The organism is Nocardioides sp. Z13_37, assembly GCF_058355585.1.
Genome location: NZ_JBZGDV010000001.1, coordinates 638,455 through 653,025 on the forward strand (window position 1 = coordinate 638,455; position 14,571 = coordinate 653,025).

The window sequence follows — 14,571 nt, forward strand, 5'->3', positions numbered from 1 at the left end:
GGACGACTCAGATCTCGAGCTGGCCGGCGAGCGAGGCCAGCTTGTGGCGCGCCATCGCGAGGTTGGCGCGGCTCTTGTCGAGCACCACGTAGATGAACAGGCCCGGGTGGCCCTTGGGCAGGTTGATCAGGTGGTAGGCCTTGCCGAGGGTGATCAGGATGTCCTCGATCTGGTCGTCGAGGCCGAGGCTCTCCATCGTGCGCATCTTGGCCCGCACCACGTCGGTGTTGCCGGCGGCGGCGAGGTCGAGGTTGAGCACGGAGGCGTCGCCGGCCTGGCCGAGCGCCATGCCCGACTGGTAGTCGACGAGCAGTGCGGCGACCGCACCCTCGATGCCGACGGCTTCCTTGAGGATCACGTCAACGTTGGTCATGTGAGTGCCTTTCGTGTGGTTCCCGCCGCGGGAGCGGCCGGGAGCAGGTGGTGCGTGGCGGCTGGTGCCGCCGCGCGGGCCCGGTGGGCTCGCCGGGTCCTCAGTCACGGGCCTCCCGGGCGCGCGAGAGAAGCAGCTTGTCGAGGAACGACTCACCCGACATCAGCGGGAGCGACGGCAGGAACGCCGACGCGTCCGGCTCGGGGGCGATCCGGAGGTCGAAGTCGTCACCGGGCGCCCGCCGCGCACGACGCGGCAGGTCCGCGCCGTCGCCGATGATGACCGGCGGCGGCTCGGGCAGGTCGGCGGCGCGGAGGTCGGCGACCTCGACGACCTCGAGCGTGCCGCCCAGCTCGGCGACGCGCGCGCGGACGTCCTCGCGGTGCGTCGGTGTCACCACCAGCAGGCCGTGCGCCGGGGACGTCGCGGAGCCGTGGGTGCGGCCGGGGCCGGCGAGCCAGGTGCGCGACCGGCGGGCCTTGGGCACGGCCGGGGCGAGGGAGGCCAGGACCGACGGCAGGGCGTCGGCGTGCCGCTCGGGCACGACGAGGACCGAGGGGTGCGCCGTGCTCGCGACCTCCGGCAGGCGGGCGGGGTCCTCGACCACGCACAGCGTGAAGCCGAGGTCGAGGTGGGCGTTTCGCACGACCTGCAGCAGGGGGTCGGCGGCATCGCCCGAGACGAGTGCGGTCGCCCGGGGGTCCAGCACGCCGGCACGCAGCCGGTCGAGGGGCGCGCGGCCCAGCGGCGCCCGGTCCGACAGCAGCCGCGGGTCGGCACCGTCGGGGTCGACGATGCTGGACGTCCGCTCGGCGAGCGCCGGGTCCATCACGAGGCGCTCGGCGCCGAGCTCGAGCAGCCGGGTCCACCCGCGGCCGCCGTCGACCGAGAACAGCTCCGCCCGCGGGAGGGAGATCCCGTCGAGGCGCGAGAGGTCCGCGGAGTCCACGGCCACCACGAGGCGTACGTCCGCGTCACCGAGCTCGCGGGCGAGGTCGCCCGCCGTGACGCCGGGGGCGACGTGCACCACGACGGCGCCGATGACCCGCAGCGCGAGGTCGAGCTCGGGGTGGGCGTGGTCGGCCGGCAGCAGGGACACCACGACCTGGTCCACCCGCAGCCCGCTGCGGACGAGCCCCGCGGCGGCGCGCTCGACCGTCTGCGACACCTCGGCCCACGTGCGCTCGGTGGCACCGCCGTCGGGCGAGGTCAGCAGGAACGCGACGTCGTCGGGCCGCTCGGTGGCCAGCTGCGAGAGCGAGCGCCACGCGGACGCACGGACAGGAGCCGCCGCCGCGTGACCCGGCAGTGCCTGGGCGCGTGCGACCGGGATCTTTCCCATCGAGCTCCCCCACGGCAATCCGGTTGATGAGTGCACAACCCTCGCCGCGGGCTGGCCGTCCCGCGCGTGGTTTTACCCTCGTGTGGGCTGTCTGTGCATGACCCGTGGCACACGTCCGGCTCGGCGTCCACGGGTGTGGACACTCCCCCGCGCCGCGTCGGCGAGGTGAGGCCCGGTCGTACGTCGGCCCGGTCAGAACTGCGCGAGCACGACCTCGTAGCCGTCCGGGTCCAGCCCGGAGAACACCGTCGCCGAGGCCCGGGTCCTCGATGTCCGGGTCGTCGGCCCTCGATCCGACCGCCAGCGCCCGGCACCCGCGACGACGGCACTCACCCTGGTCAGGTGGCGTCGGGCGCCTGGCGCGCGGTGCCGTACGCGTGGAGGGCGAGGCCGGCGATCACCCAGGCGCCGAGGGTGAGAGCGGCGGTCAGCCCGCCCGCGCCGCCGAAGTAGGCGGCGGAGCGCACGAGGGTGCCCGCGGCGCCGGGCGGGAGGACCTGGCCGATGGTGCCCAGGCCCGCGGGCAGCCAGGCGCCTGTGGTGGCGATGCCGGCGAGCGGGTTGCCGACGAACATCATGGTCATCGCGCCGATGGTGAAGCCCTTGCCGCCGAAGGCCTGCTGGAGCCCGCTGAGCAGGAACGCCAGCGCTGCGATGCCCAGCGCCATCGCACCGGCGACCGGCCAGAACGCGGCCTCGATGCTGCCGAACCAGAAGCGCAGGACACCCGAGACGATCAGGCCGCCGGCGACGGAGAAGCCGAGGACGCCGGCGAGTCGCCACGTGGGGCGGCGGGGGAAGATCGTGCGGAAGGCGACCGCCGGCACGATGCCGCCGAAGACCAGCGGGAACGCGAGCCCGCCGATGCCGATGCCCGTGGGGTCGGACGCGGGCAGCGCGACGACGTCGCTGGTGCTGACCTCGGCGCCGAGGGCCTGACCGAGGGTCTGCGCCGTGGCGGAGACGGCCGAGGAGATCGCGGCCGAGCCCGCGCTCGCGACGACGGCGTGGACCTCGTCGCCGTCGACGACGAAGCCACCGGCCACCTCCCGGTCCCGGACCGCGTCGGCCAGTGCGCGCTCGGAGTCGAAGGGCTCGAGGAGGTATGCCTCGGGCGCGGTGGTGGACAGGTCCTGCTCCACCTGGGCGATCGTCGCGGCGGAGCCCACCACGCCCACCGGGAGATCGTGCGCCCCGCTCTTGAGGGAGGGCAGGATGAAGAGGGCGAGGAGCACCACGAGGATGGCGCCGAGTCCGGCCGTCATGCCCAGGGCGGCCACCAGCGGCGGCGGGGTGCGGCGCGTCGACATGGTCGGGTCGGCGCCGTCGTCCGGGTGGGTGGTCGGGTCGGTGTCCGGGTCGGTGGTCGGCGCGGGTGCCGCGGCGGTCGAGGGGGCGGGGGTCACGGGATGCCTCTGCGGAATAGGGAGCCGGAGGCTTTCCCTCCACTTATGTGGAGGATGATCCTCCGTTTATGCTGGCCGGGTCAAATCACCGCCGACCACGGCAGCACAGGGAGCCAGCCATGCGAGCGGACGCAGCGGAGCGGCGTACGAGGATCATCCGAGCGGCCAGGCGGCTCTTCGCCGCGGAGGGCAGCGACGTCGCCCTCGACGCAGTCGCCGACGCGGCCGGGGTCGGGATCGCCACGCTCTACCGCAACTTCGCGTCCAGGTCGGCGCTCGCCGACGAGGTCGCCCTCGCGATCCTGGCCGACATGCGCGCTGCCGCAGCCGAGGCCATGGCGGGCATCGAGACCGGCCCCGCGCAGACCTGGTCGCGCTATGTCGGCAGGCTCGTCGACCTCGACCTCGGCGCGCTCTCCGCCGCCCTCACCGAGTACGTCACCCACGAGCTCGCCGCGCCCGTGCGCGAGGCCCAGGACGAGACGCTCGCCGGGGTCGAGGAGGTGCTCGTGGGCGTACGCCGGGCCGGCCTGGTCCGCGACGACGTGGGCGCCCTGGAGCTGGTGCTCGCCCTGGGACTGGTCACCCGCCCATTGCCGGAGGCCATCCGGGACGCGGCGCCCGACCTCGTCCCCCGACTGGTCGCCACCATCCTCGCGGGGATGACGCCCGGACCGCGGCCTGCGTGGCTGGAGTCGTGGGACAACGCGCCGTTGGGGGCGGTGCCGCCGGGCAGGTGAAGCAGGCCGCCCGACCCGGCTGACCGGACCGGCCACCTACCCGGGCGACGTGCGGACCTCGGCGAGCAACTCCGCGACCGTGCGACGGCTCGCGGACAGGCAGTTGGCCGCGACGAGCCACGCGAGGCCCGGGCTGTTCGCCGTCGCGTCTCAGCGGGCCGCGTCGTCGCCCTGCTGGAGCGGTGGAAGCTGCCCGTCGACCTCTTCCGGATCGTCGCGATGACGATCGGCGATCGCCTGAGCGCGGTCGTGCAGAGCGGCGCGCAGCGAAGGGGGGCCTAGGGCTTCGGCGTCGGTGCCGAGCTGCCACAGCGCCCATTCCGCGTGCCAGAGGTCCTGGAACGTCACCTCGAGGACCAGCCGGCCGTCCGCTCCGGGCTCCTCGGTCCGGACGGATTCGGCCATGTCCACCAGGTCGTCCCGCCGTGACGGGTCCACGCACACCAGGACGGCGAGGTGGCCCTCGGACAGGAACTGTGCGCTGCGCGCTGCCCAGACCTTCGCAAGGTCCACCTCATCGGGACGCTGAGCGGGCTCGTCGAGCTCCTCGGCGGTGAGGACGCGCGACATGCGGTAGGTGCGGTCCGTGCCGGCGTCGGTCGCGAGCAGGTAGCCGCGGTCGCGCACGGTGACCAGACCGATCGGGTCGATCGTCTGCCAGCGCGGCGCCTGGCCCCGGGATGCGTAGTGGATGCGCAGCTTGTGTCCAGCGAGCACCGCGTGGCGCACGGCGAGCATGGTGGCGTCGGGGACGTCGTCGACGACCACGCGACGAGACAACAGGTCTGTCTCGGGGTCGACGAGGATGCGCTGGGACGCGCTGGACGCGGCGACCAGGTGGCTCTCGGGAAGCGCGTCGAGGACCTTTCGCACAGCAGAGGCGAGAGCCGTCCCCAGTCCGAGGATCTGGCCTGCGCGTCCCGACCCGGCGGTGAGCATCGCGAGCGCTTCGTCGTGACTCAGCCCGGTGAGCTCGGTCCGGAAGCCGGGCAGCAGCGAGAACCCTCCGTGACGCCCTCGTTCGGCGTAGACGGGCACGCCCGCCGCCGACAGTGCCTCGATGTCACGCAGCACCGTGCGGGTGGAGACCTCCAGCTCGCGCGCCAGCGCATCCGCGGTCAGGCGGCCGCGCTGGCGCAGGAGCAGCACCAGTGACACCAACCGGTCGGCACGCACGGAACGACGCTACCGAATACCTGACACAGGGTGGCGTGATTCGTCGCAAGACTCCGTGACGACGATCGCCGACCGCGGCCATCGTGCGAGAACGCGGGCACCCCGCGATGAACCGAATGGAGCTGACGTGACGATCGAACGAACCGCTGTGAACCCGGTGACCTGGTCGGTGGCGATGGGGTTCAACCAGGGCGAGCTCGTCATCGGGCAATCCCGCACCCTGTACTGCTCGGGGCAGACCGCGATGAGCGCCGACGGCGCGCCACAACACGAGGGAGACATGGCAGCACAGGTCGGCCTGAGCCTTGACAACCTGGAGGCCGTGCTCCGCGAGGCCGGCATGTCGCTGTCCCACCTCGTCCGGCTCAATGTCTACACCACCGACGTCGACCTGCTCCTCGAGCACTACGGCGTCCTGGCCTCACGGTTGGGAGCCGCCCAGGTGTCGCCGACGACCACCATGCTCGGGGTCACCCGGTTGGCGATCCCCGGCCAGATGGTGGAGCTGGAGGCGACAGCCGTCGCATAGGCGACCGGGTCGCCGCCAGCTGCCTGGAGGTATGGGTCGGCATCGCCGACAGCTCCGGTCGCGGTGTCGGCACCCGGATCGCCGACCGAAACCCCCTGTTCCTCTCGGCGACTGGGTTGACCCAGATCAGGGGTCCACTCCGCGCCGGGGCGACGATCGGCACCGGCCACGCCGCCGGCCGGGTCCAGCCATCGTCGCGCGGGTGCACGTCGTCCGGTCGCCGAGAGCAGCGGACCACCACTCTGCGAGTGTCGATGGTCGACCGAGTCAAGCGCGAGGCCTTTGAATCAGGCCGGCACCGGTCGATCGTGGCACAAGAGAGCCATCGAGCCGTGCCGTGGAAGCCGACGACGACCGGACCCACGAGGAGAAGCGGCAGGCCAGGGCGCGGACGTGGGTGGTCTCACCGAGACCGGTCGGACCGCACTCGACCGCCGGCGACGCCTCCGGTCCGCATGCGCAGGAGCACGGGCACCACGCCTCTGGGCAGCGCTGCCGCATCGACCTATCGTGCGGAAGAGGGAGAGGAGCAGGCATGTGTCGCTGGCTGGCGTACTCAGGTTCTCCGTTGCTGCTGGAGGACCTGCTCTTCAAACCCACCAACTCGCTCGTCGTGCAGAGCAAGCGATCCGAGATGGGCGCCGAAGTCGTCAACGGCGACGGGTTCGGCGTCGGCTGGTACGGCACGGCGGGCACACCCGGTCGGTACCGCAGCATCGAGCCGGCCTGGAACGACCTCAACCTGCGCGAGATCGCCGCAGAGGTCGAGTCGACCCGGTTCTTCGCGCACGTCCGGGCGACCTCGGGCACCCCGGTGCAGCAGACCAACTGCCACCCCTTCCGCCACGGCCGCTGGTTGTGGATGCACAACGGAGGCATCGCCTCCTTCTCCCAGGTCAAGCGTGACCTGACGCTCGCGGTCGACCCCGACCTCTTCCCGCTGATCGCCGGGTCGAGCGACACCGAGATCTTCTTCTACCTCGCCCTGACCTTCGGCCTCGAGGACGACCCCCCGGCAGCGGTCGCCCGCGCCGTCGCACTCATCGAGCAGACGGGGCGTCGGCACGGCGTCGCGCACCCGCTCCAGATGACGGTGGCCACCACGGACGGCGAGACCACGTGGGCGTTCCGCTACTCGAGTGACGGGCACGCCCGGTCGCTGTTCCACAGCACCGACCTCGAGACGATCAAGCAGCAGCATCCCGACCACCCCGTGCTCCACCACCTCTCCGCGGACTCCCGGATCGTGGCCTCCGAGCCGCTCGGCAAGCTGGTCGGGATGTGGCGCGAGATCCCGGAGTCGGCGCTGCTCATCATGCGCGCCGGTGTGGAGGAAGTCCACCCGTTCCGCCCGATCGCACCCTGAGCCGGCCCGCCACGTCGGAGGCGGCTTTTCGGCTGTCCCGATTCCTCAGGTCGCGCGCCGGCGTGCCGATCGGGACGACGTGACCACCGCACCGCTCGTGGACCCGGCGGACCTGTTGGCCGCCGCCGAGTCCGTCGAACCCCTTCCCCACACCATCGCCCGACTGGCCACGCTGGTCGCGGACCCGGACTCCGACATCCGCGAGATCAGCGACACGGTGTCCCTCGACGTCTCGCTGACCGCGGACGTGCTGCGCCGGGCCAACTCGGTGGCGCTCGGCCACCGCGCCAACATCACGACGGTGCGTGACGCCGTGGTGCGGCTCGGCTCGAGCACGCTGCTGTCACTGACCCTGGCCTCGCGCGTCGGCGGCAGGATGCTGCCGGCGCTGCCGGCGTACGGCCTCAAGCCGGGCGCGCTCTGGGAGCGCTCGGTGGCCGCGTCGATCGCGGCCGAGGTGATCCGCTCCCGCGCCCGGGTCCCGGTCCCGGCGGAGGCGGGGACCGCCGCGATGCTGCACGACTTCGGCATGGTCGTCCTGTCCCGGCACTTCGGCAAGCAGATCCTGGACTCACTGGCCCTGGCCGCCGCCACCGACGGCCAGGACCTGATCGAGACCGAGCGGGTGGTCTTCGGACTCACCCACGCCGACATCGGCGCCGCGGTCGCCGAGGCGTGGGGACTCCCGCTGACGATCGTCGACGGCATCCGCGACCACCACGAGGCGCACGAGGACCTGTCCGCCGTCAGTGCCGCCGTGGCCCTGGCGTGCGCGATGTCGTTCGAGATCACCACCCGGGACACGGACCAGGACGAGCTCGAGAGCCGGCTGGCCCCGCGCCACGATGTCGCGCCCCTGCTGGAGATCCTGAGGCTCGACGACCGCGGCTACCAGGAGATCGTGGCGACCTCGAGCGCGCGCTTCGACGAGGTGGCCGACCGCTACAGCTGCTGAGCCCGCTGACGCCGTCGCAGCACCCGTGAGACGTCCGGTGCAGAGTGACATGTCATTCAGCTCGGGTGGGTCGTCAACGCCGCCGCGCTTGTGACCTTTACTCCGGATTGTGGGTTTGGGTCGCTGGGATGGGCTTGTGAGCGGTTCGGGGTGGCGCACGGCTCCAGCCGGGCTTGGCCGATCGTGGGACTAGACGCCGGCGTCATTCCTACCCTCGCGCCAACGCAGATCACGGCGCGGGGCCATTGGCACGCACACGGGGGGACTTCAAGTGACGACCAGTCACCGCCGCCGGAACTGGGGTCCGACGGCTCGCAGCACGGCACAGGACTCCCGTGCAGGAAAGGCAAGCGAGTGAACGCCGGACCCTGCTGCCCGCCACACTTACAAGTGTTGCCGCGCGGCAAGCGGGGGAGCGACTTTTCGAAGTTGCTCCCCGGGGCCTAGCCAAACGTTCGAGCATCTGTGGATGGGTGGGGGCGCCCGCCAGCCAGTTTCACTACCGTGCTCGTCATGTCGGATGACTGAATCACGGCCCGCGAGGGCAGTGCCGAATCCTCAACGTTCACATCTCCGCCATCCCGACGATGCTCCGCCGCGGCGATCTGGACAAGCGTCAGCAGCGGCCCACTCTGAACCGTGCGGAGATCATCGCCTACCGGGACGCCCGACATGCCGCTGGAGTCAGCAGGCGAGATCACCCCGCGGGGGCCGCTACCACCCGACGGCGACCACGCCTGGCTCTCCTCAACAGAGGCCGCAGCCGTCATGGGGTTGACTCGCACGGGGGCAAACGCGCGGGCGCCCGGGACGCCTCCCTAGCGAGACGGCGAATGGTCGTCGCTGGTACCGGCTCGACCACCTCAAACTCCTCCAGCGCGCCTACCAAGCGAAGCGACGTCGAAGCCTTTGAGGGAGGGCCGCGCGGGCGCAAGTCCGTGTCACGATGTCCCGTCGGATCTCGGCCAGCACCCCGCGGGCAGTACGGCCACCCTCCGGCTGGCTTTGCAAGCACGCGCCGGCGCCGATAATCAACCCATGACGAGCACGCACGACAGTGCCCTTCCCATCACAACGTTGCTGCCAGAAAGCGCCGCGGACCCCGTTGTGCTGTTCGACCAGCACGCCGCTCTGCGGTTCGCGATGGCAAAACCTCACTGGCCACGCTGCGCGCCCGCTACGCCGACGCAAGAGCCGACGCAACCCCGTAATCTTCGCCCACTCAGCCGCCCATGGGCCATGATTCCAACACGACGCCCGAGAGATCGGGCGAATCCGGCGACCACCTGCAAACAGCATGCCAACGCACGATCAAGGACGAGCCATGAACCACATCGTGACCGCCCCCAACCTGGGGCGCCTGACCACAGTGGCCGCCCGAAACGTGTGGCCGCACGAAGCGCACGACTTCACTCCCTGGCTCCTCGCGAACGTGGACGTCCTCAGCGATCTGCTCGGCATGGACCTCGTCCTCGAAGTCGCCGAGCACCCGGTCGGTGGGTTCAGCCTCGACCTTAAGGGCTACGACGAAGCCACTGGCGAGACTGTGATTGTCGAGAACCAACTCGAAGTCTCCGACCACACCCACCTCGGACAGATCATCACCTACGCCGCAGGCACCGATCCCACCACCATCGTGTGGGTCACGACCGGCTTCCGTCCCGAACACCGCGCTGCCATCGACTGGCTGAACCAACGCACCGACGAGAACACCCGCGTCTTCGGTGTCGTCATCCACGTCGTCCGCATCGGCGACTCCGAGCCAGCCCCCAACTTCGAACTCGTTGCCCAACCCAACGACTGGGAGAAGCACGTCAAGAAGGCCACCTCCTCACCCGGCGCCAAGGCCAGCGCCAAGGGCGCCCTCTATTACGACTTCTGGGACCAAGTACTCACCGCGGTGCGGGCCAAGCACCCCAACTGGACACGCGGCAAGACCACCAGCGCCTCCTACTGCGACACCACATTCGGGCTTCCCGGCGTTACCGGCTCCATGGGATGGACCAAGGAGGGACTCATCTCCCAGATCTACTTCCAGGCAGCCGACCCAGGACTGGCGACTGCCCGGTTCAACGCCCTGTACGCGGCCAAGGAACAGTTCGAGGGTGCCCTCGGGGCAACCGCCACCTGGGACCCGATGGAGGGCCGCAAAGCCTCACGCGTCTACCTCGTCTCGGGGTTCACCGAACTGGACGACCACACGCAGTGGACCGCCATGACCAATTGGCTCATCGACGCACAAGAACGCTTGCGCGCCGCCTTCGCAGCCATTGGCGGCTTGAAGGACGTCACCGCGCACGGCACCACCGAGGACCACGAAGACTGACCGCGGTGCCACCCGGCGTTCGTCACCGACTCGCTAGGGCACAGCACAGCGACGCCGGAGCCCGTGGAGGGCGACAGGGGAGGCCGAAGTCAGCCGGGACTGCTTCACGACCACCGGACCGGACCCCTGCGGATTGCACCCACATCCTCGCAGCGTCGCTGACCCATCGCGTCGGCTCTAGCACCTCATTGCCGCACAGCGCTTGAGCCAAATCCCCTACCGGTCCCACCTCTGTTGACCCACCGGTGGTGGGCCAGCAATCACCCACCGACCCCACCAGTCTGATGACAGTCCTACTTGTGCGGCAAGGCCAACAGATTGTTGTTCCACTGGCCATCGGCATACGTCCGCAGGTACTTGGCACCGACCTTGGGGTCTACAACCCCGACCGTCGCCATTTGATTCGCCACCTGCTCGACGTAGGCATGACCCTTGTCTACTTCGATCCACCGAACAATCTCCGCTCGGCTGTGGTCACCGCGCTCGCCGGTGCCAGGGTTGGTCCACCAGAGACGAACGATGTGCTCGTGGCTTGTCCCTCCGGAGAGCCTGATGTTGGTGATGCGTATAGCCATGACAGCCCCTCCTCTTCATCTTGTTGATGGATAAGTGAGGCCGTAGGCTCGCGACGCATTACCGGTTGCCTAGCAGCCTCAATCGGAACGGGCGTTCCAGGGCGGATTCAACCGGTCGTCGCAACACCTTGACTTCGGAGGTGTTCGAGGATGGCGACGAGCGACTGGAGCAAGAAGACCAGCGATGCGCCCGAGGAGCTTCGTCGGCAGTGGCGTGCTGATCGGGCGCTGAGGCCGGCGATGCGCTCGCCCGGGCGACCGGATCCCTCGCGGGTGGTGCAGCGGCAGTTCTGGCGAGAGATCGCCACGGGTGTCACGACGGTGGAGGCGTCGATGACCGTGGGTGTGTCGTGGCCGGTCGGTGCTCGCTGGTTTCGTCACGCTGGCGGCATGCCGCCGATCTCGCTGGCCGAGCCCACTGGCCGCTTTCTGACCTTCGAGGAACGCGAGGAGATCGCGATCCTGCGCGCCAAAGACAAGGGCGTGCGCGAGATCGCCCGTGCGATCGGGCGTGACCCTGGGACCGTTTCACGCGAACTACGCCGCAATGCCGCGACTCGTGGCGGCAAGCAGGAGTACCGCGCTGGCGTGGCGCAGTGGAAGGCCCAGCAGGCGGCGAAGCGTCCCAAGACCGCGAAGCTCGTGACCAACGAACGGTTGGGTGAGTACGTGCAGGATCGGCTCGCCGGCAACGTCCGCCGCCCGGACGGCACGATCGTGGCGGGTCCGACACCGCCGCCGTGGAAGGGGCTGAACAAGCCGCATCGCCAAGACAGAAGGTGGTCGACGGCGTGGAGCCCGGAGCAGATCGCCCAGCGCCTGAAGGTCGAGTTCCCCGATGATGAGTCCATGCGCATCAGCCACGAGGCGATCTACCAGTCGCTGTACATCGAGGGCCGTGGTGCGCTCAAACGCGAGTTGGTCGCGTGTCTGCGCACGGGGCGCGCGTTGCGTGAGCCGAGGTCCCGGACGCGGAACAAGGCGCAAGGGCACGTAAGCGCTGACGTGGTCCTCAGCGAGCGCCCCGCCGAGGCCGAGGACCGCGCCGTACCCGGCCACTGGGAAGGCGACCTGATCATCGGCACGGGCCGCTCAGCGATCGGCACGCTCGTGGAGCGCAGCAGCCGCTCGACGCTCCTGGTGCACCTGCCACGACTGGAGGGCTGGGGCGAGAAGCCGTACGTGAAGAACGGGCCATCGCTGGGCGGCTACGGGGCCGTCGCGATGAACGCAGCGCTGACGGCGTCGATGACGAAGTTGCCCGAACAACTACGCAAGACGCTGACGTGGGATCGCGGGAAGGAGCTCTCGGGTCATGCGCTGTTCGCGTTGGCGACAGGCACCCCGGTGTTCTTCGCCGACCCCCATTCCCCATGGCAGCGGCCGACCAACGAGAACACCAACGGCTTGCTGCGCCAGTACTTCCCCAAGGGCACCGACCTGTCCCGCTGGTCCGCCGAGGACCTCGAGGCCGTCGCTCACGCGCTCAACAACCGGCCCCGCAAGATCCTCGATTGGAAGACGCCAGCTGAGGTCTTCGAGGAGCAACTACGCTCCCTTCAACAACCCGGTGTTGCATCCACCGGTTGAACTCGCCCAGCGCCCGTCCCGACACTTTTCTGCGATCCACTTCAGACGAGCGGTCATCCGGGGGACGCGAGCACCGTACTCAGCGCTGCCGACACCTCCACGTGGCGCACCGCCTTTCGTAAGAGTCATTGAGACATCTATGGCTTACGCGGGTGTCGCAACCTGGTCGGGACCGCTTCGAACCTGACATGACACGCGAATTGTCACTTCGTCCCGGCCGTCCCACTCAGCCCTGGGCCATGTCAACGAAGCGGGAGTAGTGGCCCTGGAACGCGACGGTGAGGTCGCGGGTGGGACCGTTGCGGTGCTTGGCCACGATGAGGTCGGCCTCGCCGGGGCGGGTCGACTCCTTCTCGTAGACGTCGTCGCGGTGGAGCAGGATGACCATGTCGGCGTCCTGCTCCAGCGAGCCGGACTCACGCAGGTCGCTCATCATCGGGCGCTTGTCACCACGCTGCTCGGGACCACGATTGAGCTGGGACAGCGCGATGATCGGCAGCTCGAGCTCCTTGGCGAGGAGCTTGATGTTGCGGGAGAACTCCGAGACCTCGAGCTGGCGGGACTCGACCTTCTTGCCCGAGCTCATCAGCTGCATGTAGTCGATCACGATGAGCTTGAGGTCGTGGCGCTGCTTGAGCCGCCGGGCCTTGGCCCGGATCTCCATCATCGTCATGTTGGGGCTGTCGTCGATGAACATCGGCGCACCGGAGACCTGGCCCATCTTGCGGGCGAGCTTCTCCCAGTCGTCGTCGCGCATCGTGCCGTTGCGGATGTGGTTGAGCGGCACCTTCGCCTCCGCGGAGAGCAGGCGCATCATGATCTCCGAGCGCGTCATCTCGAGGCTGAAGAAGCAGCTGGTCAGGTTGTTGTGGATCGACGCCGCGCGGCAGAAGTCGAGCGCCAGCGTCGACTTGCCCATGGCAGGTCGGGCCGCGACGATGATCATCTGGCCGGAGTGCAGGCCGTTGGTCAGGTCGTCGAGGTCGGCGAAGCCGGTGGGCACGCCGTAGAGGCCAGCCTCGCGATTGCCGATGGCCTCGATCTCGTCGAGGACGCCGCTCATGATGTCGCTCAGCGGGGCGTAGTCGACGCTCGCCCGGCGGTCGGTGACCTTGTAGACCTCCGCCTGCGCGTGGTCGACGACGTCGTCGATCTCGCCCTCGCCGGCATAGCCCAGGGCGGCGATGCGGGTGCCGGCCTCGACCAGGCGGCGCAGGATCGCCTTGTCGCGCACGATCTCGGCGTAGTAGCCGGCGTTGGCCGCGATCGGCACGTTGGCCGACAGGGTGTGGAGGTAGGGGGCGCCGCCGATGCGCTGCAGCTCGCCGCGCTTGACCAGCTCGGCCGCCACCGTGATCGGGTCGGCCGGCTCGCCGCGACCGTAGAGGTCGATGATCGCGTCGTGGATCACCTCGTGGGCCGGGCGGTAGTAGTCGACGCCCTTGATCACGTCGACGACGTCGGCGATGGCGTCCTTGGACAGCAGCATCGAGCCGAGCACGCTCTGCTCCGCAGCGTTGTCCTGCGGGGGCGTCCGGTCGCCCGGCGAGCGGGGAGAGGCACCGGGCTCGTAGGCCGCCGGGCCGTCGCCCCAGGCCTCGTCGGTGTCCCCCTCGAAGGTGACGCTCACCGGTGCTCCCTCCTTCTCGCTCGGGTCCGTCGACCATGACGGTAGGGACGACCTCCGACATCGACGACCTCGTCGCTGACGGCGCGCTCGCACCCGGGTCCACCAGTCGTTCACTCACTGGCCCGCGCAGGACCGTACGTCCTCGCGGGGTCCCGAGGGAAGCCGACGACGCCGAGTTATCCACAGGGCCTGTGGAGAAGCTGGGCAACGGGGTGGACGACACGCGGGGCCACGCGTGGACGCCGTGGAGCAGGCTGTGGAGACAGGTGGACAATCACCCCCGTTCAGCGCCCTGACCTGCACAAACGCGTCGCACACCCTGTGGAGGGAAAATTTGTTGCCCCCGGGACCGTTCATCTGTCCGACATCTGGAAGATGCCCGCCGCTCGACCGTCCCCCTACCCCGACGACCGCCTCCACGCCGTCATCCACACGGCCATGCACAGGTAGTCCCAATGAACTATGGACGACGGCACAGCACCGTGCCCGGGGCCCCGGCCGACGCCCGGGCCGCGGGGTTCCTAGGCTGGGTCCGTGACGGCCCCCCACCCGGAGTCAACCCC

The 14,571-nt window shown here is 69.8% G+C and carries 12 protein-coding genes; 6 read left to right on the forward strand and 6 right to left on the reverse strand.

The genetic code is table 11. The features are described from left to right. Nucleotides 1–7: 7 nt before the first annotated feature. The 3 genes from AC4H2S_RS03055 to AC4H2S_RS03065 all read right to left on the reverse strand — a co-directional run bounded on the left by AC4H2S_RS03055 (nt 8) and on the right by AC4H2S_RS03065 (nt 3,121). The gene (locus AC4H2S_RS03055) at nt 8–373 is read right to left on the reverse strand and encodes a hypothetical protein (RefSeq protein ID WP_491495488.1); all 366 of its coding nucleotides are present in this window, start codon (nt 371–373) and stop codon (nt 8–10) included. Between the two features lie 100 nt (nt 374–473). Then, nucleotides 474–1,715 carry an AMP-binding protein gene (locus AC4H2S_RS03060; RefSeq protein WP_491495489.1) on the reverse strand — a complete coding sequence of 414 codons (1,242 nt, stop codon included), beginning with the start codon at nt 1,713–1,715 and terminating at the stop codon, nt 474–476. A 338-nt stretch (nt 1,716–2,053) separates the two neighbouring features. Beyond that, nucleotides 2,054–3,121 carry a hypothetical protein gene (locus AC4H2S_RS03065; RefSeq protein WP_491495490.1) on the reverse strand — a complete coding sequence of 356 codons (1,068 nt, stop codon included), beginning with the start codon at nt 3,119–3,121 and terminating at the stop codon, nt 2,054–2,056. Nucleotides 3,122–3,240: 119 nt separating this feature from the next. Here AC4H2S_RS03065 and AC4H2S_RS03070 point away from each other — a divergent pair, with 119 nt between their 5' ends. Beyond that, nucleotides 3,241–3,861 (forward strand): TetR family transcriptional regulator, encoded by a 621-nt coding sequence (locus tag AC4H2S_RS03070; protein WP_491495491.1) that lies wholly within the window; start codon nt 3,241–3,243, stop codon nt 3,859–3,861. A gap of 150 nt (nt 3,862–4,011) precedes the next feature. Here the strand turns inward: AC4H2S_RS03070 and AC4H2S_RS03075 are convergent, their stop codons facing one another. After that, complete coding sequence (locus AC4H2S_RS03075; RefSeq protein WP_491495492.1) at nt 4,012–5,037, reverse strand: helix-turn-helix transcriptional regulator; 1,026 nt, start codon at nt 5,035–5,037, stop codon at nt 4,012–4,014. Between the two features lie 133 nt (nt 5,038–5,170). Here AC4H2S_RS03075 and AC4H2S_RS03080 point away from each other — a divergent pair, with 133 nt between their 5' ends. From AC4H2S_RS03080 to AC4H2S_RS03095, 4 genes are all read left to right on the forward strand, one after another. Further along, the gene (locus AC4H2S_RS03080; RefSeq protein ID WP_491495841.1) at nt 5,171–5,566 is read left to right on the forward strand and encodes a RidA family protein; all 396 of its coding nucleotides are present in this window, start codon (nt 5,171–5,173) and stop codon (nt 5,564–5,566) included. 568 nt (nt 5,567–6,134) lie between these two features. Continuing rightward, nucleotides 6,135–6,932 (forward strand): class II glutamine amidotransferase, encoded by a 798-nt coding sequence (locus AC4H2S_RS03085; protein WP_491495493.1) that lies wholly within the window; start codon nt 6,135–6,137, stop codon nt 6,930–6,932. 79 nt (nt 6,933–7,011) lie between these two features. After that, nucleotides 7,012–7,887, forward strand: coding sequence for an HDOD domain-containing protein (locus tag AC4H2S_RS03090; protein ID WP_491495494.1), 876 nt, complete (start codon nt 7,012–7,014; stop codon nt 7,885–7,887). 1,324 nt (nt 7,888–9,211) lie between these two features. Then, a complete protein-coding gene (locus tag AC4H2S_RS03095) occupies nt 9,212–10,213 on the forward strand; it encodes a DUF4268 domain-containing protein (protein ID WP_491495495.1) in 1,002 nt (333 codons plus the stop codon). Nucleotides 10,214–10,506: 293 nt separating this feature from the next. Here the strand turns inward: AC4H2S_RS03095 and AC4H2S_RS03100 are convergent, their stop codons facing one another. After that, entirely contained in the window at nt 10,507–10,788 is a 282-nt protein-coding gene (locus AC4H2S_RS03100; RefSeq protein ID WP_491495496.1) for a DUF3892 domain-containing protein, read from the reverse strand. 150 nt (nt 10,789–10,938) lie between these two features. On the opposite strand from AC4H2S_RS03100, the gene AC4H2S_RS03105 reads away from it, so the two are divergent. Continuing rightward, nucleotides 10,939–12,378 (forward strand): IS30 family transposase, encoded by a 1,440-nt coding sequence (locus tag AC4H2S_RS03105; protein WP_491495497.1) that lies wholly within the window; start codon nt 10,939–10,941, stop codon nt 12,376–12,378. 226 nt (nt 12,379–12,604) lie between these two features. On the opposite strand, the gene dnaB is transcribed toward AC4H2S_RS03105, so the two are convergent. Continuing rightward, complete coding sequence (dnaB, locus tag AC4H2S_RS03110; RefSeq protein WP_491495498.1) at nt 12,605–14,008, reverse strand: replicative DNA helicase; 1,404 nt, start codon at nt 14,006–14,008, stop codon at nt 12,605–12,607. Between the last annotated feature and the right edge of the window lie 563 nt (nt 14,009–14,571).